This window comes from Dankookia rubra (assembly GCF_004355005.1).
In the GTDB taxonomy this organism is placed as follows: domain Bacteria; phylum Pseudomonadota; class Alphaproteobacteria; order Acetobacterales; family Acetobacteraceae; genus Paracraurococcus; species Paracraurococcus ruber_A.
Window position 1 is genome coordinate 1 of sequence record NZ_SMSJ01000062.1, and the last position, 17,050, is coordinate 17,050.

The 17,050-nt window shown below is 73.4% G+C and carries 16 protein-coding genes; 9 read left to right on the top strand and 7 right to left on the bottom strand.

The window, feature by feature from the left end; all coding sequences use genetic code 11:
- From E2C06_RS26730 to E2C06_RS26740, 3 genes are all read left to right on the top strand, one after another.
- Positions 1–473 (top strand): response regulator (locus E2C06_RS26730; RefSeq protein WP_241671488.1); only part of this gene is annotated, 473 nt, incomplete at its 5' end.
- A 71-nt stretch (positions 474–544) separates the two neighbouring features.
- On the top strand, positions 545–1,498 hold the full coding sequence (locus E2C06_RS26735; RefSeq protein WP_133291641.1) for a tripartite tricarboxylate transporter substrate binding protein: 954 nt from the start codon (positions 545–547) through the stop codon (positions 1,496–1,498).
- Between the two features lie 146 nt (positions 1,499–1,644).
- Positions 1,645–2,601 (top strand): Bug family tripartite tricarboxylate transporter substrate binding protein, encoded by a 957-nt coding sequence (locus E2C06_RS26740; RefSeq protein ID WP_133291642.1) that lies wholly within the window; start codon positions 1,645–1,647, stop codon positions 2,599–2,601.
- Between the two features lie 100 nt (positions 2,602–2,701).
- Here E2C06_RS26740 and E2C06_RS26745 read toward each other — a convergent pair whose 3' ends face one another.
- Positions 2,702–3,280 carry a YqaA family protein gene (locus tag E2C06_RS26745; protein ID WP_133291663.1) on the bottom strand — a complete coding sequence of 193 codons (579 nt, stop codon included), beginning with the start codon at positions 3,278–3,280 and terminating at the stop codon, positions 2,702–2,704.
- A gap of 173 nt (positions 3,281–3,453) precedes the next feature.
- Here E2C06_RS26745 and E2C06_RS26750 point away from each other — a divergent pair, with 173 nt between their 5' ends.
- From E2C06_RS26750 to E2C06_RS26760, 3 genes are all read left to right on the top strand, one after another.
- Positions 3,454–4,674: an MFS transporter gene (locus tag E2C06_RS26750; RefSeq protein WP_133291643.1), complete on the top strand. Its 1,221-nt coding sequence runs from the start codon at positions 3,454–3,456 to the stop codon at positions 4,672–4,674.
- Positions 4,675–4,795: 121 nt separating this feature from the next.
- The gene (locus E2C06_RS26755) at positions 4,796–5,257 is read left to right on the top strand and encodes a hypothetical protein (RefSeq protein WP_133291644.1); all 462 of its coding nucleotides are present in this window, start codon (positions 4,796–4,798) and stop codon (positions 5,255–5,257) included.
- Between the two features lie 126 nt (positions 5,258–5,383).
- Positions 5,384–6,040, top strand: a complete 657-nt coding sequence (locus tag E2C06_RS26760) for an arylsulfatase (RefSeq protein WP_133291645.1) — start codon at positions 5,384–5,386, stop codon at positions 6,038–6,040.
- A 209-nt stretch (positions 6,041–6,249) separates the two neighbouring features.
- Here E2C06_RS26760 and E2C06_RS26765 read toward each other — a convergent pair whose 3' ends face one another.
- Positions 6,250–7,251 (bottom strand): LLM class flavin-dependent oxidoreductase, encoded by a 1,002-nt coding sequence (locus E2C06_RS26765; protein ID WP_133291664.1) that lies wholly within the window; start codon positions 7,249–7,251, stop codon positions 6,250–6,252.
- A 188-nt stretch (positions 7,252–7,439) separates the two neighbouring features.
- Here E2C06_RS26765 and E2C06_RS26770 point away from each other — a divergent pair, with 188 nt between their 5' ends.
- Both E2C06_RS26770 and E2C06_RS26775 read left to right on the top strand, forming a co-directional pair.
- Positions 7,440–8,210 carry an SHOCT domain-containing protein gene (locus tag E2C06_RS26770; RefSeq protein ID WP_133291646.1) on the top strand — a complete coding sequence of 257 codons (771 nt, stop codon included), beginning with the start codon at positions 7,440–7,442 and terminating at the stop codon, positions 8,208–8,210.
- 145 nt (positions 8,211–8,355) lie between these two features.
- The gene (locus E2C06_RS26775) at positions 8,356–10,428 is read left to right on the top strand and encodes an HWE histidine kinase domain-containing protein (protein ID WP_133291647.1); all 2,073 of its coding nucleotides are present in this window, start codon (positions 8,356–8,358) and stop codon (positions 10,426–10,428) included.
- A 137-nt stretch (positions 10,429–10,565) separates the two neighbouring features.
- Here E2C06_RS26775 and E2C06_RS26780 read toward each other — a convergent pair whose 3' ends face one another.
- The 4 genes from E2C06_RS26780 to E2C06_RS26795 all read right to left on the bottom strand — a co-directional run bounded on the left by E2C06_RS26780 (position 10,566) and on the right by E2C06_RS26795 (position 14,092).
- Positions 10,566–11,534 carry a tripartite tricarboxylate transporter substrate-binding protein gene (locus E2C06_RS26780; protein WP_133291648.1) on the bottom strand — a complete coding sequence of 323 codons (969 nt, stop codon included), beginning with the start codon at positions 11,532–11,534 and terminating at the stop codon, positions 10,566–10,568.
- Between the two features lie 5 nt (positions 11,535–11,539).
- Positions 11,540–12,637, bottom strand: a complete 1,098-nt coding sequence (locus E2C06_RS26785; RefSeq protein ID WP_133291649.1) for an LLM class flavin-dependent oxidoreductase — start codon at positions 12,635–12,637, stop codon at positions 11,540–11,542.
- A 167-nt stretch (positions 12,638–12,804) separates the two neighbouring features.
- A complete protein-coding gene (locus tag E2C06_RS26790; protein WP_133291650.1) occupies positions 12,805–13,761 on the bottom strand; it encodes a Bug family tripartite tricarboxylate transporter substrate binding protein in 957 nt (318 codons plus the stop codon).
- A gap of 112 nt (positions 13,762–13,873) precedes the next feature.
- On the bottom strand, positions 13,874–14,092 hold the full coding sequence (locus tag E2C06_RS26795; RefSeq protein WP_133291651.1) for a hypothetical protein: 219 nt from the start codon (positions 14,090–14,092) through the stop codon (positions 13,874–13,876).
- A 374-nt stretch (positions 14,093–14,466) separates the two neighbouring features.
- Between E2C06_RS26795 and E2C06_RS26800 the strand changes: the two genes are divergently transcribed.
- Positions 14,467–14,823 carry a hypothetical protein gene (locus E2C06_RS26800; RefSeq protein WP_133291652.1) on the top strand — a complete coding sequence of 119 codons (357 nt, stop codon included), beginning with the start codon at positions 14,467–14,469 and terminating at the stop codon, positions 14,821–14,823.
- Here the strand turns inward: E2C06_RS26800 and E2C06_RS26805 are convergent.
- A complete protein-coding gene (locus E2C06_RS26805) occupies positions 14,777–17,035 on the bottom strand; it encodes a CHASE3 domain-containing protein (protein ID WP_133291653.1) in 2,259 nt (752 codons plus the stop codon). The two genes, E2C06_RS26800 and E2C06_RS26805, sit on opposite strands and share 47 nt — an antisense overlap.
- Positions 17,036–17,050: the final 15 nt, after the last annotated feature.

The window sequence follows — 17,050 nt, forward strand, 5'->3', positions numbered from 1 at the left end:
CGGCGCGCGTCGCCCCGGACGGCACCCCGCTGGCGGCGGCGCCCACGACCCGGCCGGCCGCGGTCACCCCCCGCCCGGCCTGGACCGGCGCCGGCGGGCCGCCGCCCCGGGTCCTGGTGGTGGAGGACGAGGCGCTGCTGGCGCTCGAGCTCGAGACCGGGCTGCGCGAGCTGGGCTGCGAGGTGGTCGGCCCGGCCCGAAACCTGGCCGAGGCGCGGCGCCTGGCCGAAGCCGAGCCGCGCCTGGCGGCGGCGGTGCTGGACGTAAACCTCGGCGGCGGCGAGCTGGTCTTTCCCGTCGCCGATGCCCTGGCCGCGCGCGGCGTGCCCTATCTGCTGGCCACCGGCTATGGCAGCGCCGGGCCGCTGGAAGGGCGCGACGCCGGGGCGGTCGCGGTGCTGCGCAAGCCCTACCAGCGGGCGGCGCTTGGCGCCGCCCTGGCCCGCGCCCTGCCGGGGCATGCGCCGGGCTGAGGATTGCGGGCCCGGGATGTTGCCCGGCGGTTCGGGACATGGTTGATCCCTTCGCAACGGAGGAACCACCCATGCGCCGTGCCGTACTCGCCCTCGGGCTCGCCGCCCTGCTGCCGCTGCCCGCGGCGGCCCAGGCGCCCTATCCCGACCGGCCCATCACCATGATCATCGCCTATGCCGCGGGCGGCGGGACCGATACCGCGGCACGGACCCTGGCGCGGGTGATGGAGAAGGACCTCGGCCAGTCCATCGTGGTGGTGAACCGCCCCGGCGCCGGCGGCGAGATCGGCTGGTCCGAGCTCGCCCGCGCCAAGCCGGACGGCTACACGATCGGCTTCACCAATACCCCCGGCATCGTCACCGTGCCGATCGAGCGGCAGGCCCGCTTCAAGCTCGACGACTTCGCCCCGATCGCCAATATCGTCGACGACCCGGGCGGCATCTGGGTACTGGCGGACAGCCCCTACCGCAGCCTCGCCGAGCTGGTCGAGGCGGCGAAGAAGGCCCCGGGGACGCTGGGCTACGGCACCACCGGCATCGGCTCCGACGACCACCTGGCGATGCTGGCGCTGGAGCGGCTGACCGGCGCCAGCTTCCTGCACATTCCCTTCGCCGGGTCGTCCCAGGTGCGGACCGCGCTGCTGTCGAAGAACCTGCCGATCGCCGTGGTCAACATGGGCGAGGGGCTGGTCGACTGGAAGCAGGGCGTGCTGCGGCCGCTGGCCCAGCTCGGCCCGCAGCGCTGGGAGGCGGCGGCGGCGGTTCCGACCGCGAAGGAGCTCGGCTTCGACGTGGTCGAGGGCTCGATGCGCGGCGTCGCCGCCCCGGCCGGCGTGCCGCGGCCGGTCCTCGACCGGCTGGCCCAGGCGGTGCAGCGGGCGGTGGAGGACCCGGACTTCCAGAAGACGGCGCAGCAGCAGAACCTGCCGCTGCGGGTGCTCGGCCCGGATGCCTACCGGGCGGAGCTGCTGGCGCTGAAGGCGCAGTACGAGAAGCTCTGGGCGGCGCATCCCTGGAAGGAGTGACGCCGCGTCTGTTGCCATCCCGGCACTCCGCATGGTCCGATCCGGCCCGGGACGGATCGCGGGGGGCGGAATCGCCCGCAGGCGTCGATCCGCCCTGCCTGCAAGACGCCGAGCGCGGGAAGCGCGCCGAACGGGAGGACACGACCATGCAGCGACGCACCCTGCTGGGCGGGCTGGCGGCCATGCCGCTCGCCTGCCCCGCCCTGGCCCAGAGCTTCCCCGACCGGCCGCTGACCATGGTGCTGGCCTTCCCGGCCGGCGGCGGCACCGATGTCGCGGCGCGGCCACTGGCGCGGATCATGGAGAAGTACCTCGGCCAGCCCGTCGTGGTCACCAACCGGCCCGGCGCGGCGGGGGAGATCGGCTTCACCGAGCTCGCCCGGGCCAAGCCGGACGGCTACACCATCGGCTTCATCAACACGCCGACCATCGTCACCATCCCGATCGAACGGCCGCAGGCCCGTTTCCGGCTGGATGACTTCGCCCCGGTGCTGAACGTGGTGGACGACCCCGGCGCCATCTGGGTGCTGCCGGACAGCCCGATCCGCAGCGTTGCCGACCTGGTGGCGGAGGCGAAACGCAGGCCGGGGCAGGTCAGCTACGGCACCTCCGGCATCGGCTCCGACGACCACCTGGCGGTGCTGGCGCTGGAGCGGGTCTCCGGCACCAAGTTCCTGCACATCCCGTTTGCCGGCGGCGCCCCGGTGCGGACCGCGACGATCTCGAAGCAGATCGACCTTGCGGTGACCAATATCGGGGAGGCGATCGGCGACTACCGGCAGGGGCTGTTCCGGCCGATCGGCCAGATGGGGACCTCGCGCTGGCCGGTGATGCCTGATGTGCCGACCTTCCGGGAGCAGGGCTTCGACGTGGTCGAGGGCTCGATGCGCGGCCTGGCGGCGCCGGCCGGCCTGCCGCGGCCGGTGCTGGACCGCATCGTGGACGCCGCCCGGAAGGCGGCGATGGACCCGGAATGGCAGGCGGTTGCGACCCAGCTGGCGCTGCCGCTGCGCCTGCTGGGGCCGGACGAGTACCGGGCCGAGCTGGTGGCGATGCAGGGGCACTACGAGAAGCTCTGGGCGGCGCATCCCTGGCGGGAGTGAGCGCCTGCTTCGTCGTTGGTCGGCGCCCGCCGCGCGGCGAGTGCCGAACTCCCAGAAATGGAGGTGGATCCAGGGAGGATACCTCCTCCCTGGCCTTCGCCTACAGGTAGCGCAGCGCGACGAAGCCCACGACGATCCCGGCCGCCGCCCCGGTCGTCACCAGGGTCAGCCGCCGCTCGATGAAATCGCGGATCGGCGGGCCGAAGCGGCGCAGCAGGAAGGCCAGCAGGAAGAAGCGGGCGCCGCGCGTCACGATGCTGGCGGCCAGGAAGACCGCGAAATTGAACTGCGCCGCGCCGGAGGCGATGGTGACGATCTTGTAGGGGATCGGGGTCAGGCCTTTGATCAGGATGACCAGCGCGCCCCACTTCTCGTACCAGCCCTGGAACCGCAGCAGCGCATCGGCATGGCCGTAGGCGCGCAGCACCGGCTCGGCCAGCGCCTCGAACAGGAAGTAGCCGATGGCATAGCCGAGCACGCCGCCCAGCACCGAGGCGATGGTGCAGATCAGCGCATAGCGATAGGCCCGGTCCGGCCGGGCGATGCACATGGGAATGAGCATCGCGTCCGGCGGGATCGGGAAGAAGCTGCTCTCGGCGAAGCTGACGCCGGCCAGCCAGGCCGGCGCATGCCGATGCGCCGAAAGGGCCAGCACGCGGTCATAAAGGGCACGGAGCATCATCGGGTCCCTGAGTGCGCGGCCGGCTTCGCACGGGTGGAACCACGATGCAACTCACGGACGATTGCCTTGCAGCAGTGTCATGGCGGCAGGGATTGGCCATGCGCCGCAGGCGGGTTGTGATCCACCGGTGCGCGATGGGATCATGCCACCTCGCAGCGCGGGACGCCGGCATGTCAGGAAACAGTGAGCGGGCCCCCGTGGCCGTCGGGGTGCTGATCGCCTGCGGGGTGGTCTGCGCCGCGCTCGCCATGGGCCTCAGGCAGAGCTTCGGCCTGTTCCTGGCGCCGATGACCACGGCCCATGCCTGGTCGGCCTCGGGCTTCGCCTTCGCCATCGCCCTGCAGGTGCTGATCAACGGCTTCACCCAGCCGGTCTGGGGCCAGGTCGCCGACCGCTACGGCGCGCGCAAGGTCATCATGGCCGGGGCGCTGCTGCAGCTGGCCGGCATCACCGGCATGGCGCTGTCGGACGGCCTCGGGCTCTTCACCTTCTTCGCCGGCGTCGTCATGGGCTTCGCCGTCTCGGCGGCCGGCATGCCGGTGATCATGGCCAGCCTCACCCGCCTGCTGCCGGAGGCGCAGCGCGGCCGGGCCACCGGGCTCGGCACCGCAGGGTCCTCCTTCGGGCAGTTCCTGGTGGTGCCGCTGGTGCAGCTCGGCATCTCGGGCTTCGGCTGGCATGCCGCGCTGCTGATGGTCGCCGCGGCATCCCTGCTGATGATCCCGCTGGCGCTGCCGCTGAACGACCGGCCGACCGCCCCCGCCGCCGGTGCCGCGGCGCAGCAGACGGCGGGCGAGGCGCTGCGGCTGGCGCTCCGCACGCCGACCTTCTGGTATCTTTGCTGCGGCTTCTTCGTCTGCGGCCTGCATGTCTCCTTCATGGCGATCCACATGCCGGGCTTCGTCGCCTCCTGCCACTTGCCGGCGGTGGTGGGCGCGGGCGCCATCAGCCTGATCGGCCTGTTCAACATCGCCGGCTCGCTCGGCGCGGGCGAGCTCTCCTCCCGCTGGAAGCGGCGGGAGCTGCTGGTGGCGATCTTCGCCCTGCGCGGCGTGGTGATGACCATCTTCTTCTTCAGCGAGAAGACCACGGCGACGGTGCTGGTCTTCGCCGCGGCGATGGGAATCCTCTGGCTGTCCACCGTGCCGCCGACGGTTGCGCTCTGCGCCCGCAACTTCGGCACCCGCTGGCTGGCGACGATCTTCGGACTGGTCTTCCTGTCGCACCAGATCGGCGGCTTCGCCGGCGCCTGGCTGGGCGGCGTGGTCTTCGACCGGACCGGCAGCTACGACCTGATGTGGGTCATCTGCATCCTCGCCTCCGCCTTCGCCGCGGTGGTGCACATCCCGGTCAGGGACGGCCCGCCGAAGCCGGTGCCCGTGGCCGCCTGAGGGGCGGTTTGGGGCGCGCCGGGTTCGGGGCTAGAAGATCGCCAGCCCGCGATCGCCCTGGGTGGAAACACGCCGGGGCGTGAATCGCTGGCGCTGGAATGCCTGGACCGGAGGATGTCGGATGCGGCGTTGGGCCCTGTTGCTGGCCTTGGGGCTGCCCTTGATGGGCAGCATGGACGCGGATGCGCAGACCCGACAGGGACCGCCGCACGACTGGACCTTCGGGTCCTGGACGGGCGGGATCTTCCCGGCGGGCGAGACGGAGGGCGGCGCCTGCCTCGGCAACCCGACGGTGATCTTCACCCGCGACATCGTCATGCGCGCTTCGGTGGTCGATACCGCCTATCGCGAGCGGACGATCGAGACGGTGGCGCAGACCCCGAACGGGCTCGAATTCCGCTTCACCGCGGCGGCGCCGGTGCTGGGCCCGATGGGCCCCCGGGCGGCGCCGGATGCCGGCTTCGGCTGCGCCGGCGGGCCGAACGTGCTGCGAGTGGAGCGGAAGGGGCCGGACGAGCTGGCCTTTCCCGGCTGTTCGGAATTCCCGTCCTCGCTCAAGCGCTGCACGACATCCGGCAAGTGAGGTCGGGGAGGGAAACGGGTATTCCCTCCACGAGCCCCTCCCTTCCCTTTTCCGGTCCGGGTGCCGACTCCCGGACCTGGACAAGGGGTTGGACGCCAAAGGCCTTTTCACCGCGAGGCATCATCCATGCGCATCGCCCTGATCCACGCCCTCCGGCACTCGCCCCCGCCGATCGAGGCCGCCTTCGCCCGCGCCTGGCCCGAGGCCACGCTCATGAACCTGCTGGACGACAGCCTCTCGGCCGACCTGGCGCGGACCGGACAGCTCGACCAGGCGATGACCGGGCGCTTCCTGACGCTCGCGCGCTATGCCGTGGGCACCGGGGCACGCGGCATCCTCTTCACCTGCTCGGCCTTCGGCCCCTGCATCGAGGCGGTGGCGGCGGAGCAGGCGCCGATGCCCGTGCTGAAGCCCAACGAGGCGATGATCGAGGAGGCGGTGGCCGCCGCCCGCGCCGCCGCCGGCACCCGCCGGCCGCGGATCGGCCTGGTGGCGAGCTTCGCCCCGACCCTGACCAGCATGCCGCCGGAATTCCCGGGCGACGTGGACCTGGTGCCCTGCGTAGCGGAAGGCTCGCTGGCGGCGCTCGATGCCGGCGACGGCGCGGCGCATGACCGGCTGGCGGGCGAGGCGACGCGGCGGCTGGCCGATTGCGACGTGGTGGCGCTGGCGCAGTTCAGCCTGGCCCGCGCGGCGGAGGCGGTGGCGACGGCGACCGGCCGCCCCGTCTTCACCACGCCGGACAGCGCGGTGCGCAAGCTGCGGCGGCTGCTGGAGACCTGACGCCGAGCGCATGAAGGTCAACCTTTCGTGCGCCTCGGATGCCGGGCCTCAGCACGGCGTGGCTTCGCCGCACCCGGCGGCGGGCGCCGTCCGGCGCCGCGGCCCTGCGGGCCGCAGGTCGGAACCTCGTGCCCCAGGCCTGAGGCGCCGCCGGTGACCGCAGCGCCGCCGGGCGCGGAGGCCTGAACGGCCCGCCCGGCAAGGGCGGCCTAGGCCGCCTGCGCCATCTCCCCGTGCACGCCGGCCAGGATCTCGTAGGACCGCTTGCGCGCGGCATGGTCGTGGATCTGCGCCGTCACCATCAGCGCGTCCGCGCCGGTATGGGCGACGAAATCGGCGATGCCCTTGCGCACCGCCTCCGGCCCGCCGACCACGGCGCAGGCCAGCGCATTGTCCAGCATCATCCGCCCGCGCGGGTCGATCTGCGCGTCGAAGTTCTCGACCGGCCGCGGCAGCTTGCCGGCCCTGCCGCGCCGCAGGTTGAGGAAGGCCTGCTGCTGCGAGGAATAAAGGTACCGCGCCTCGGCATCCGTGTCCGCGGCGACCACCGGGATGCCGAGCATGACATGGGGCTTGTCCAGCCGGGCCGAGGGGCGGAAGCCCTCGCGGTACAGGGCGATCGCCTCCATCATCATCTGCGGCGCGAAGTGGGAGGCGAAGGCATAGGGCAGGCCCAGCATCGCCGCGAGCTGCGCGCCATAGGTCGAGGACCCGAGGATCCAGACGGGGACCTGCTGCCCCTCCCCCGGGATCGCGCGCAGCGCCTGCCCGGGCTGTTCCGGCTCGAAGTAGCGCATCAGCTCGATCACGTCGCGCGGGAAGTCGTCGACGTCGCCGGCCAGGTTCCGCCGCATCGCCTGCGCCGCCACCTGGTCGGTGCCCGGCGCGCGGCCGAGGCCGAGCTCGACCCGGCCGGGATGCAGCGCGGCCAGCGTGCCGAACTGCTCGGCGATGATCAGCGGCGCGTGGTTCGGCAGCATGATGCCGCCGGCGCCGACGGTGATCCGCTTGGTCGCCGCGGCGACATGGGCGAGCGCCACCGCGGTCGCCGCGCTGGCGATGCCCGGCATGTTGTGGTGCTCGGCCATCCAGTAGCGGCCGTAGCCGAGCCCCTCGGCATGCCGCGCCAGGTCGGCGGAATTGCGCAGCGCCTGGCCGACATCGCTGCCGTCCGGCACGGGGGAAAGATCGAGGATCGAGAGCGCTGTCATGCCGGGGATATTGGCACGCCGGGCGCCGCGGCCAACCACCTTCCACCCCAGGCGGCCCGATGGCCGGCGCGCCGCATCGGCCCGCCCGCTCCATGCACGGTGCCGGGCGCGCTTCCGCCATGCCCTGCCGCGACTCGCGCCGAGCGGCATTCCATGGGCATAGCCCCACCCGGTCCCGGAGCAGTGCCATGCAGGAGCTTACCCCGGCCGCGCAGCAGCGCGTCGCCGACATCGCCGCGCGCAACGGCGTCAGCCAGGACGCCGCGCTCACGCTGCTGCGGGCGGTCGCCGATGGCGGCGGCGGCATGGCGCAGTTCAGCCATCCGGAGTTCGGCGGCATGGGCCAGTGGTCCCGGGGCGGCATGATCATGGTCGGCGACATGTTCAACACCGGCCTGAGGCACCGGGTGGACAACCTGTGCAACGCGCTGACGAACCTGCTGCGGGAGATGGACCCCTTCGTGCCCGGGCCGCCCCTGCCGTCCGGCGGCCGGAACCAGGGCTTCGGCGGCACTTGGTGGCCGGACGGGCTCGGCAGCCCCGCCTCCTCCGGCGCGCAGGACGACATGCGCTACGCCTACTTCCCCGCCGCGCGCCGGCTGGCGGTGCAGCAGGATGGCCAGACCCGGGTCTACGACACCGCGCACCACGCGATCTTCGGGGTCTCCCAGCAGCAGGGCGGCGGGCGGTCGCTGAGCTTCGCCTCCGACCACGGCACGGTGCGGGCGGAGGACCTGCAGCAGGTCGACGGCCCGCCGCCGGCCCGGCACCAGGCCCCGCCCCCGCCGCAGGCCGAGCCGGCGAGCGCCCGGCAGCCCGCACCCGTCCAGGCGCCGCCGGCCGGCGCCGAGGGTGACGTGCTGGCCACGATCGAGAAGCTGGCCGACCTCCGCGCCCGCGGCATCCTGACCGACGAGGAATTCTCGGTGAAGAAGGCGGAGCTGCTCGGCCGGCTCTGAGCGCGCTCCCGGCCAGGTGGACGGTACGGAACGGTACGCCGCAACCGGGCCACACAAGTCCTTGATCGGAAACCTTTTCCGGCGTGCTTGACGCGGCCTTGCGCCGGGCGGCCCAATCGCACCCGATGCCGCGAGGGAATGGACGATGACCGCGCTTGGAGCGGTGCGGCCCAGCGTGGCGCAGACCTCGGAGCCGGGCGCCGCCCGGCCGGCCGGCCGCAGCCTCGCGCTGCTGCTCATCGGCATCGTCGCCCTGCCCTTGCTGCTCATCGGCGGCGCTGCCTGGCATGGCTGGACCCTTGCCTGGCGCGGCGCGGAATCCGAACTGCTGCGCGCGTCGGAAGTCGCCGCCGAATACCTTCGCCGGGTGCTCGAGGGCCACGACCTCCGCATCCAGCGCGTCAACGACGTCATCGCCGGCCTGACCGATGCCGAGATCACCGCGCAGGAGGCCCGGCTGCACGCCGCCCTGCAGCGCATCGCCGGGCGGGAGGCCGATGGCAGCGGGCCGCTTACCCTCTTCGTCTTCGACCGCGACGCCCGGATGCTGGTCGGCGCCACCCTGCACCCCGTGCCGCGCGACCAGGATTTCGCCGGGCGCGACTTCAACCAGGCGCTGCGCGACCCCCAGGCGCCGGAGCCGCAGGTCGGCCGCGTCCATGTCGGCCGCCTCGACGGCCGCGCCTTCTTCACCGTCAGCCGCCGCCGGCGCGAGTCCGCCAACCCGCCCGGGCCGGAGGGCTATGACGGCGTGGTCGTCGCCTCGGTTTACGTGGACGGCGCCAACCAGACCCTGCAGCGCCTGCTGCGGGAGCCGGAGGACGTACTCTCCCTGGTGCGGACCGACGGCGAGGTGCTGGCCCGCTCCGCCGGCTTCGGGCCGAAGGGGCCGCCGCTGCGGGTGGCGCCCGGCACCATCCCCCACGACGTCATCAGCCGGGGCGAGGAACGGAGCATCATCTATGGCGTCTCCTCGCTCGACGGGGTGCGGCGCCTGGCGGTCTATCGCCGGGTCGAGGGCTGGCCGGTCTATGCCGCCGCGGCGCGGCCGGAAGCCGCGGTGCGCGCCGCCTGGTGGCAGGCCGTCGCCGGGGAACTGGCGGTGGGCCTGCCGGCCTGGGCCCTGCTGGTCGGCCTGGCCGGCGCGGTCTGGCGCCGCCAGCGGGCGCTCGGGGAGGCCAACGCGACGCTCGAGCGCCGGGTCGCCGCCCGCACCCAGGACCTGGCCGAGAGCGAGGCGCAGCTCCGCCTGGCGCAGGAGGCCGCCGGGGTCGGCATCTGGGACTTGACCGCCGAGACCGGGCTGAACCGCTGGTCGCCCGAGCAATACGCGATCTTCGGCCTCGACCCCGAGCGCGAGCCGAGGATCACCCTCGATCGCTTCCTCGATCTCGTGCATCCGGACGACCGGCCGCTGGCCGAGGCGGCAGCACGGGAAGCGCTGCGGACCGGCCGCTACGAGGCCGAGTTCCGCATCCTGCGGCCGCGGCCGGATGGCGGGGCGCCGGAGCTGCGCTGGCTGCTCGGCCGCGGCCGGCGGGTGCCGGGGCGGCAAGGCCAGGGCGTGCGGCTGCTCGGGGTCAATGTCGACATCACCGACCGCCACCTGGCCGAGGAACGCCGCGCGCTGGTGGCGCAGGAGGTGGCGCATCGCGCCAAGAACGCGCTGACCCTGGTCGGCGCCGCGGTACGGATGACGCGGGCGACCGACACGGCGGAGTTCATCCGCCTGGTCGAGGGCCGCATCGCCGCCCTGGCCCGGGCGCAGACCCTGCTGGCCGAGGCCGGCGGCCGCGGCGCCGACCTGCGGGCGCTGGCGAGCGGGGAGGTCGAATCGGTCCTGGTGGCCGAGCCGGGCGGGCCGCGGCTCGACCTGGCCGGCCCCGGGCTGACGGTGGCGGAGGACGCGGTGCAGCCGCTCTCGATGGCCTTGCACGAGCTGGCCACCAATGCGGTGAAGTACGGCGCGCTGTCGCGGCCCGAAGGGCGCGTGTCGCTCTCCTGGGGCCTCGACGAGGAAGCCGGGCTGCTGCGGCTGCGCTGGGAGGAGCGGGACGGCCCGCCGCCCGCCGCGCCGGAGCGCGAGGGCTTCGGCAGCAAGGTGCTGGAGGCGACGTTGGCTGGCCAGCTCGGCGGCACGCTGCGGCGCGACTGGCCGGCCAGCGGGCTGGTGCTGGAAGCCTTGCTGCCGCTGGCCCTGGTGGCGGCGGAGGGATGAAATGAAAGGGCCGGGGAAGGGAAAAAGACATTCCTTCCCCAGGCCCCGCCCTTGCCTTGCCCGGGTCGGCTGAGGGTTGGAAGCATCGCGTCCCACGGGAGGATACCTTCTCCCCACCCCTGCTGTTTCCTGCCGCGCTACTCCGCCCGGATATTCGCCTCCGCCACCAGCTGGGCGTAGCGGGTCACCTCGGCGGCGACGAAGCGGCGGGACTCCGGCGGGTCGGCGCCGATCAGGTCGAAGCCGAGCTCGCCCGCCTTTTCCCGCAGGCCCGGGTCGGCCAAGGCCCCGCGGATCGCCGCGGCGATGGCATCGGCCAGCGGCTCCGGCACGCCGGAGGGCGCCTGGATCGCGGTCCAGCTCGTGATGCGCAGGGCCGGCAGCCCGGCCTCGGCGGTGGTCGGGACTTCCGGCAGCAGCCGGTGGCGGGTGGCGTCCGTCACCGCCAGCGCCCGCAGCCGCCCCGCCTGCACCTGGGTGATGCATTCCGGCAGGTTTGAGACCAGCATGTGCAGGTTGCCGGCGACCAGGTCGGTCACCCCCGGCGCGCCGCCGCGATAGGGCACGTGCACCAGCGAGGCGCCCGCCCCCGTCGCGCGGCGGAACATCTCGAGCGCCAGGTGCGGCGGCGACCCGGTGCCGGAGGAGCCGGCATTCAGCCGTGCCCCGTCCCGCGCCGCGCCGACCAGGTCCGTGAGCGTCCGCCAGGGCGAGGCCGGGTTCACCACCACCACCAGCGGCAGGGACCCCAGCAGCGTCAGCGTCCTCAGGTCGCGCAGGAAGTCGTAGGGCGCCTGCGGGAAGAGCGAGGCATTGACCGCATGGGTCAGGGTGATCGCCAGCAAGGTATGGCCATCGGGCGCCGCCTTGGCCACCGCATCGGCGCCGATCTGCGCATTGGCGCCGGGGCGGTTCTCCACCACCACCGGCTTGCCCCAGTCCTGCTGCAGCCGCTGCGCCACCAGCCGGCTGATCAGGTCGGTCTGCCCGGCCGGGGTGAAGGGGACAATCAGCCGGACGCTGCGCTCGGGGAAGTCCTGGGCGCGGGCGCGCCCGGCCAGGAGCGCGAGCGGCGCGGCGAGCGCGGCACGGCGGGGCAGGCGCATGCGCGCTACTCCGCCGCGACGGCCAGGATGCCGCGCGCCGCGACCGCCGCCCGCACCGCCGGCAGCAGGTCGCGGCCGTACTCCGCCACGTCCTCGAGCGGGTCGAAGCCGCGGATCAGGAAGGTGTCGATGCCGAGCGCGGCATAGTCGGCGAGGCTGTCCGCCACCTGCTCGGCGGTGCCGACGAGCGCCGTGGTGTTGGATCCCGCGCCGACGGCGGCGGCCACCTCGGTCCAGAGCCGCTTGTCGCGCACCTTGCCGCCGGCCGCCGCCTCCAGCAGCCGCTGCGATCCGACGCTCTCGGGCTTCGGCCCGCCCTGGCCGGTGGCGCGCAGCTCGCGGATGCGGGCGATGATGCGGTCGGCCCGCGCCCAGGCGGCGTCTTCCGTCGCTGCCAGCACCGGGCGGAAGGACAGGCTGAAGCGGATGGCGGCCGGGTCGCGCCCGGCCTTCGCCACGCTGGCGCGGACGCGCGCGATGGTTTCCCGCGCCTGGTCCAGCGTCTCCCCCCAGAAGGCGTAGACATCCGCCTGCCGGCCGGAGATCTCGATGGCGACGTCGGAGGACCCGCCGAAGAAGACCGGGATATGCGGCTGCTGCAGCGGCTTCACCTCGGCGAAGCCCTGCTCGAAGCGGTAGTACCTGCCCTGGTGGTCGAAGGGCTTCGGCTCGGTCCAGAGCCGCTTCAGCAGCGCGATGTATTCCTCGGAGCGCGCGTAGCGCTCGTCGTGCGGCAGGAAGTCGCCGTCGCGCTTCTGCTCGGTCGGGCTGCCGCCGCTGATGACGTGGATGGCGGCGCGCCCGCCCGAAAGGTGGTCGAAGGTGGCGAATTGCCGGGCCGCCAAGGTCGGCGCGATGAAGCCGGGCCGGTGCGCCACCATGAAGCCGATCCGGCTGGTGGCGGCGGCGGCCTGGGAGGCGACCAGCAGCGCATCCGGGGAGGTGCTGCCCCAGGCGACCAGGATGCGGTCGAAGCCGGCCGCCTCATGCGCCCGGGCGAAGGCGCCGATATAGGCGGGATCGATCACCGGGCCGCTGGGCGGGTGGATCTCCGACTGCCGGCGGTGGGAGATCATGCCGATGAATTGCAGCGGGTGGGGCATTGCCGGGTTCCTCCGTCTTGAAGGCCGGGGGAGAAGGTATTCTCCCCCGGACCCCCTCATCTATTTCTGGGAGTCTTGCATCCGCCGCGCGGCGGCACCCGACTCACAAAAGGGAAGGGAGGGGCTTGGGGAGGGAATACCTATTTCCCTCCCCAACCTTGCTTCCTTCAGGCGATGCGCAGGCGCCGCAGCGCCCGCCCGACCGCAGCATGATCGGCCGCGAGCTTCTGCGCCAATTCTTCCGGCGTCAGCGCCTCCGGCCGCAGCCCGAGGCGCTTCAGCGCGGCCTCCACCTCCGGCTCGGCCAGGCTCTCGTTGAAGGCCGCGTTCAGCCGCGCCACCACCGGCGCGGGCGTGCCGGCGGGCGCGAACATGGCGAACCAGCCGCTGCCCGGCCAGTCCTGCGCCAGGCCCAGCTCGCCGAGCGTCGGCACGTCCGGGAAGGCGTCCCAGCGGGTCGCGCCGACCACGGCGAGGGCCCGCAGCCGCCCGGCCTCGACATGCGGCGCCGCCACCGGGTCGATGATCAGGTGGCAATCGCCGGCGATGACGCTGGTCGCCGCCGGGGCGCTGCCCGGGAAGGGCACGTGCACCGCCTCGATCCCGGCCTCGTCGGCCAGCAGCGCGGCGCGCAGCTGGGCGACCGAGCCGATCCCCGGCGAGGCGTAGTTCAGCTCGCCCGGGTGCTTCCGGCCATGGGCGATCAGCTCGGCCATGCTGCGCACCGGCAGGTCGGTATTGACCGCAACAAGGGCGAAGGCCTCGCCGGCCGAGGCCACCGGGGCGAAGCTGCGGACCGGGTCATAGCCCACCGCGTTCAGGTGCGGCGCGATGGTCAGGTTGGCGGCCGAGGCGTTCAGCAGCACGTGCCCGTCCGGCCTGGCATCGGCGACGTAGCGGGCGCCGACCGCGCCGCCGGCGCCGGCCTTGTTCTCGACGACCACGGGCTGGCCGAGCTTCGGCAGCAGCGCGCGGGCCATGGTGCGGGCGACGTTGTCGTTGGTGGCACCCGGCGTATAGGGCACGAGGTAGCGGATCGGGCGTTCGGGGAAGCCCTGCGCGGCGGCCGGGCGGACGAAGGGCGCGGCGAGGCCGGCGCCGAGCAGCAGGCGGCGGGAGATCATCGGGACAGCTCCAGGATGCGGGCCGGGATCTGCGGCGGCTGCACCAGGCCGGCGAAGGCCAGGGCGCCGAGCAGCGCGGCGAAGACGAACAGGGTGCGGAAGGCCTGGCCGATCATCGGACGATCACCGGCCGCCACGCGGCGCCGGCCGGCTGACGGCTGCGCTGCAGGACCAGGCTGGCGACGCGCTGCGCCTCGGCCGGGCTGGGGAAGCTGGCGCCGTCGAGGTCCTCGACGGCGGGATCGGTGGCGATGAAGCGCCATTGCGCGGCCTGGGTGACGGCGACGCCGAGGAAGCGTCCCTGCACCTCGATGGGGCGGGAAGTATGCATGGTGGGTCCTTCGGCCCTCCGGGTCCGGGAGGGCTGCAAGCGGCTGGGCGGGCTGGTGGCAGGATCGGGCGGGGTTCGCCCGCAGGGCTCAGCGCCGACAGTGCCCGCCGGAGCGACCACCCATCGCGGGGCGGAGGCCTTGGCAGTGGCGCTTTAGCGCTTGGTGACGCGGTGCAAGCTGCATGGATCAAATCCCGCGGTGCCGACGCGGAATGCCTCGGCAACGCGCTCAATCTGCGAAGCCGCCTGGTGATTGTCAAGTTCCGGGTCGGATAATCCAGATGAATGACGAACACAATGCGTGAATTGGCTTTCCGCCCCGGAGCGGGTGTTCCGGCTGGAAAGTTAGTTCATGCTATGTTCTAGTCGTCGCCATGCCCGACGCCCCCTCGCCGCCCCCTGCCGGGATCCCTCCGCACCTGCGCGGCGCCGTGAGCCGCTACCGCGCGCTGCGCGCCGGCGGCTGCGATGCGGCGACCGCCCTGGCCGAGCTGGTGGCCTACCTGGTGGTGCTGCGGCCCGGCCTGCCGCGGGTGCTGGCGCACGAGCAGGCCGAAGCGGTCGCCGCCGCCTGCGGCCCCGTGCAGCCGGCCATGCAGCCATTGTGCCCGCCGGCGGAGCGGCCGGCGCATCCGCCGCACGGCCTGCTGGTCGTGCTCGCCCGGCCGGCGCGGCCCGAGAACCTCAACCCTTCGGCCCGCCACCCCGCGCCCGCGCGCCCAATTCGATGATATTGGCCGCCACCGGCGGCGCCGCGGCCGCCGAGGGCCAGCCCAGCGCCTCCACCACCTTCCGCGCGAGCTGCTCGCGCGAAAAGGGCTTGCCGATCAGCTGCACGCCGTCATCCAGCCGGCCATGGTGGACGATGGCGTTCTCCGTATAGCCGGACATGAACAGCACCCGCAGCCCGGGGCGCAGCTCCGTCAGGCGCCGCGCCACCTCGCTGCCCTTCATCCCGCCGGGCAGGACGACGTCCGCCAGCAGCAGGTCGATCGGCACGCCTTCGGCCGCCAGGCGCAGCGCGGTCGGCCCGTCGCCCGCCTCCAGCACCCGGTAGCCGAGCTCCCGCAGCATGGTCGCGGTCACCTCGCGCACCTGGGCGTCGTCCTCCAGCACCAGCACCGCGGCATCGCCGCGCGGCAGCTCGACCGGCGCCGAGGGCCGCTGCACCGCCGCGGCGACACCCACCGCGCGCGGCAGGTAGAGCCGCACCGTCGTCCCCTCGCCGGGTTCTGAGTAGATCTTCACGTGCCCGCCCGACTGCTTGGCGAAGCCGAAGACCATCGCCAGGCCGAGCCCGGTGCCGCGGCCCGGCTCCTTGGTCGTAAAGAAGGGCTCGAAGACGCGCTCCAGCACCTCGGGCGTCATGCCGGTGCCGGTGTCGGAGACCGCGAGCATCACGTAGTCGCCCGGCGCGACCTCCGCGTGCCGGGCGGCATAGTCGGCGTCCAGCACCTTGTTCGCCACCTCGATCGTCAGCCGCCCGCCATTCGGCATGGCGTCGCGCGCGTTCAGCGCCAGGTTCAGCAGCGCGCTCTCGACCTGCGTCGCATCCGCCATCGCCGGCCAGAGCCCGGCGGCATCCACGACCCGCACCTCGATCGGCGCGCCGAGCGTCCGCCGCAGCAGCGTCGCCATGTCCGGCAGCATGGCCGAGACGTCGATCGGCGCCGTCGCCAGCGGCTGCTTGCGGGCGAAGGCGAGCAGCTGCGAGGTGAGCGAGGCGCCGCGCCGGGCGCCCCAGATGGCGCGTTCCACCCGCGGCAGCAGCGGGCTGTCGGCCGGCAGCTTCGGGCGGATCAGCTCGAGGTTGCCGAGCACCACGGCGAGCAGGTTGTTGAAGTCGTGCGCGATGCCGCCGGTCAGCTGCCCCATCGCCTGCATCCGCTGCGCGTCGCGCGCCGAGGCGGCGGCGCGGACCCGTTCGGTGATGTCGGTCACCGTCAGCACGAAGCCGCCATCCGGCATCGGGGTGCGATGGAATTCGAGGCTGCGGTCATCGACCTCGCGCCGCCGCTCGTAGACCACCGGCTCGCGCGCCGAGCGGCCGCCGCGGCCATGGCGGATCTGCGCCGCGCTCTCCAGCATGTCCGCGCTGCCGGAGGCCTGGTCTACCCAGGCGGCCAGCGCGGCGTAGTCGAGCCCCGGCTGCAGCACCGCGCCGGTCAGCTGCATCTGGGCCGGGAAATTGACATTCCAGCGCTGCAGCTGGCCCGTCGCGTCGAAGACCGCCAGCCCCTGGCTGATGCTGTCGAGCGAGCCGCGCAGCTGATCGGCCAGGCGGCGCTGCTCCGCCTCGGCTGCCTGCAGCCGCTGCCGCGCCCTGTCCAGCAGCCGCCCCGCGACCAGCATCAGCAGGATCGAGGCGAGGATGGCCGCCAGGGTCAGCCAGCGGGTCCGCGCCTGGCTCCGGTCCACCGCGGCGATGCGCGTCGCCAGCAGCCTTTCCTCCTCGGCGTTCAGGTCGCCCAGCACGGTCTCGATCGCCGCCATCAGCGTCTGGCCGAGATCGGTCTGCATGAGGGACTGGGCGGCTTCCAGCCCCTGGTCGCGGCGCAGGCCGATGGCCTGGGCCATTTCCTCGAGCTTGCGCTGCAGGGTGCCGGCCAGGCCGCGCAGCCGGTCCTGTTGCGCCGGGTTGTCGGCGGTCAGGCGGCGCAGGTCGCCCTGCAGCAGGGTGATCTGGCCCAGCGCGTCCTCATAGGGACGGAGGTAGTCGTCGCGCCCGGTCAGCAGGTAGCCGCGCTGCCCGGTCTCGGCATCCCGCACCACGATCTGCAGCTGCCGCGCGGTGTCGCGCACCACGTGGGTATGGCCCACCCAGGCGATGGCGCCGCGGTTGCTGTCGAATTGCTCCCAGAGCAGGATGCCGACCACGGCCAGGAACCCCGCCACGGCGATGAGCGCGAGGCCATGGGCACGGCGGGCCAGTTGGGTCGTCACGAAGGCGGGATCCTC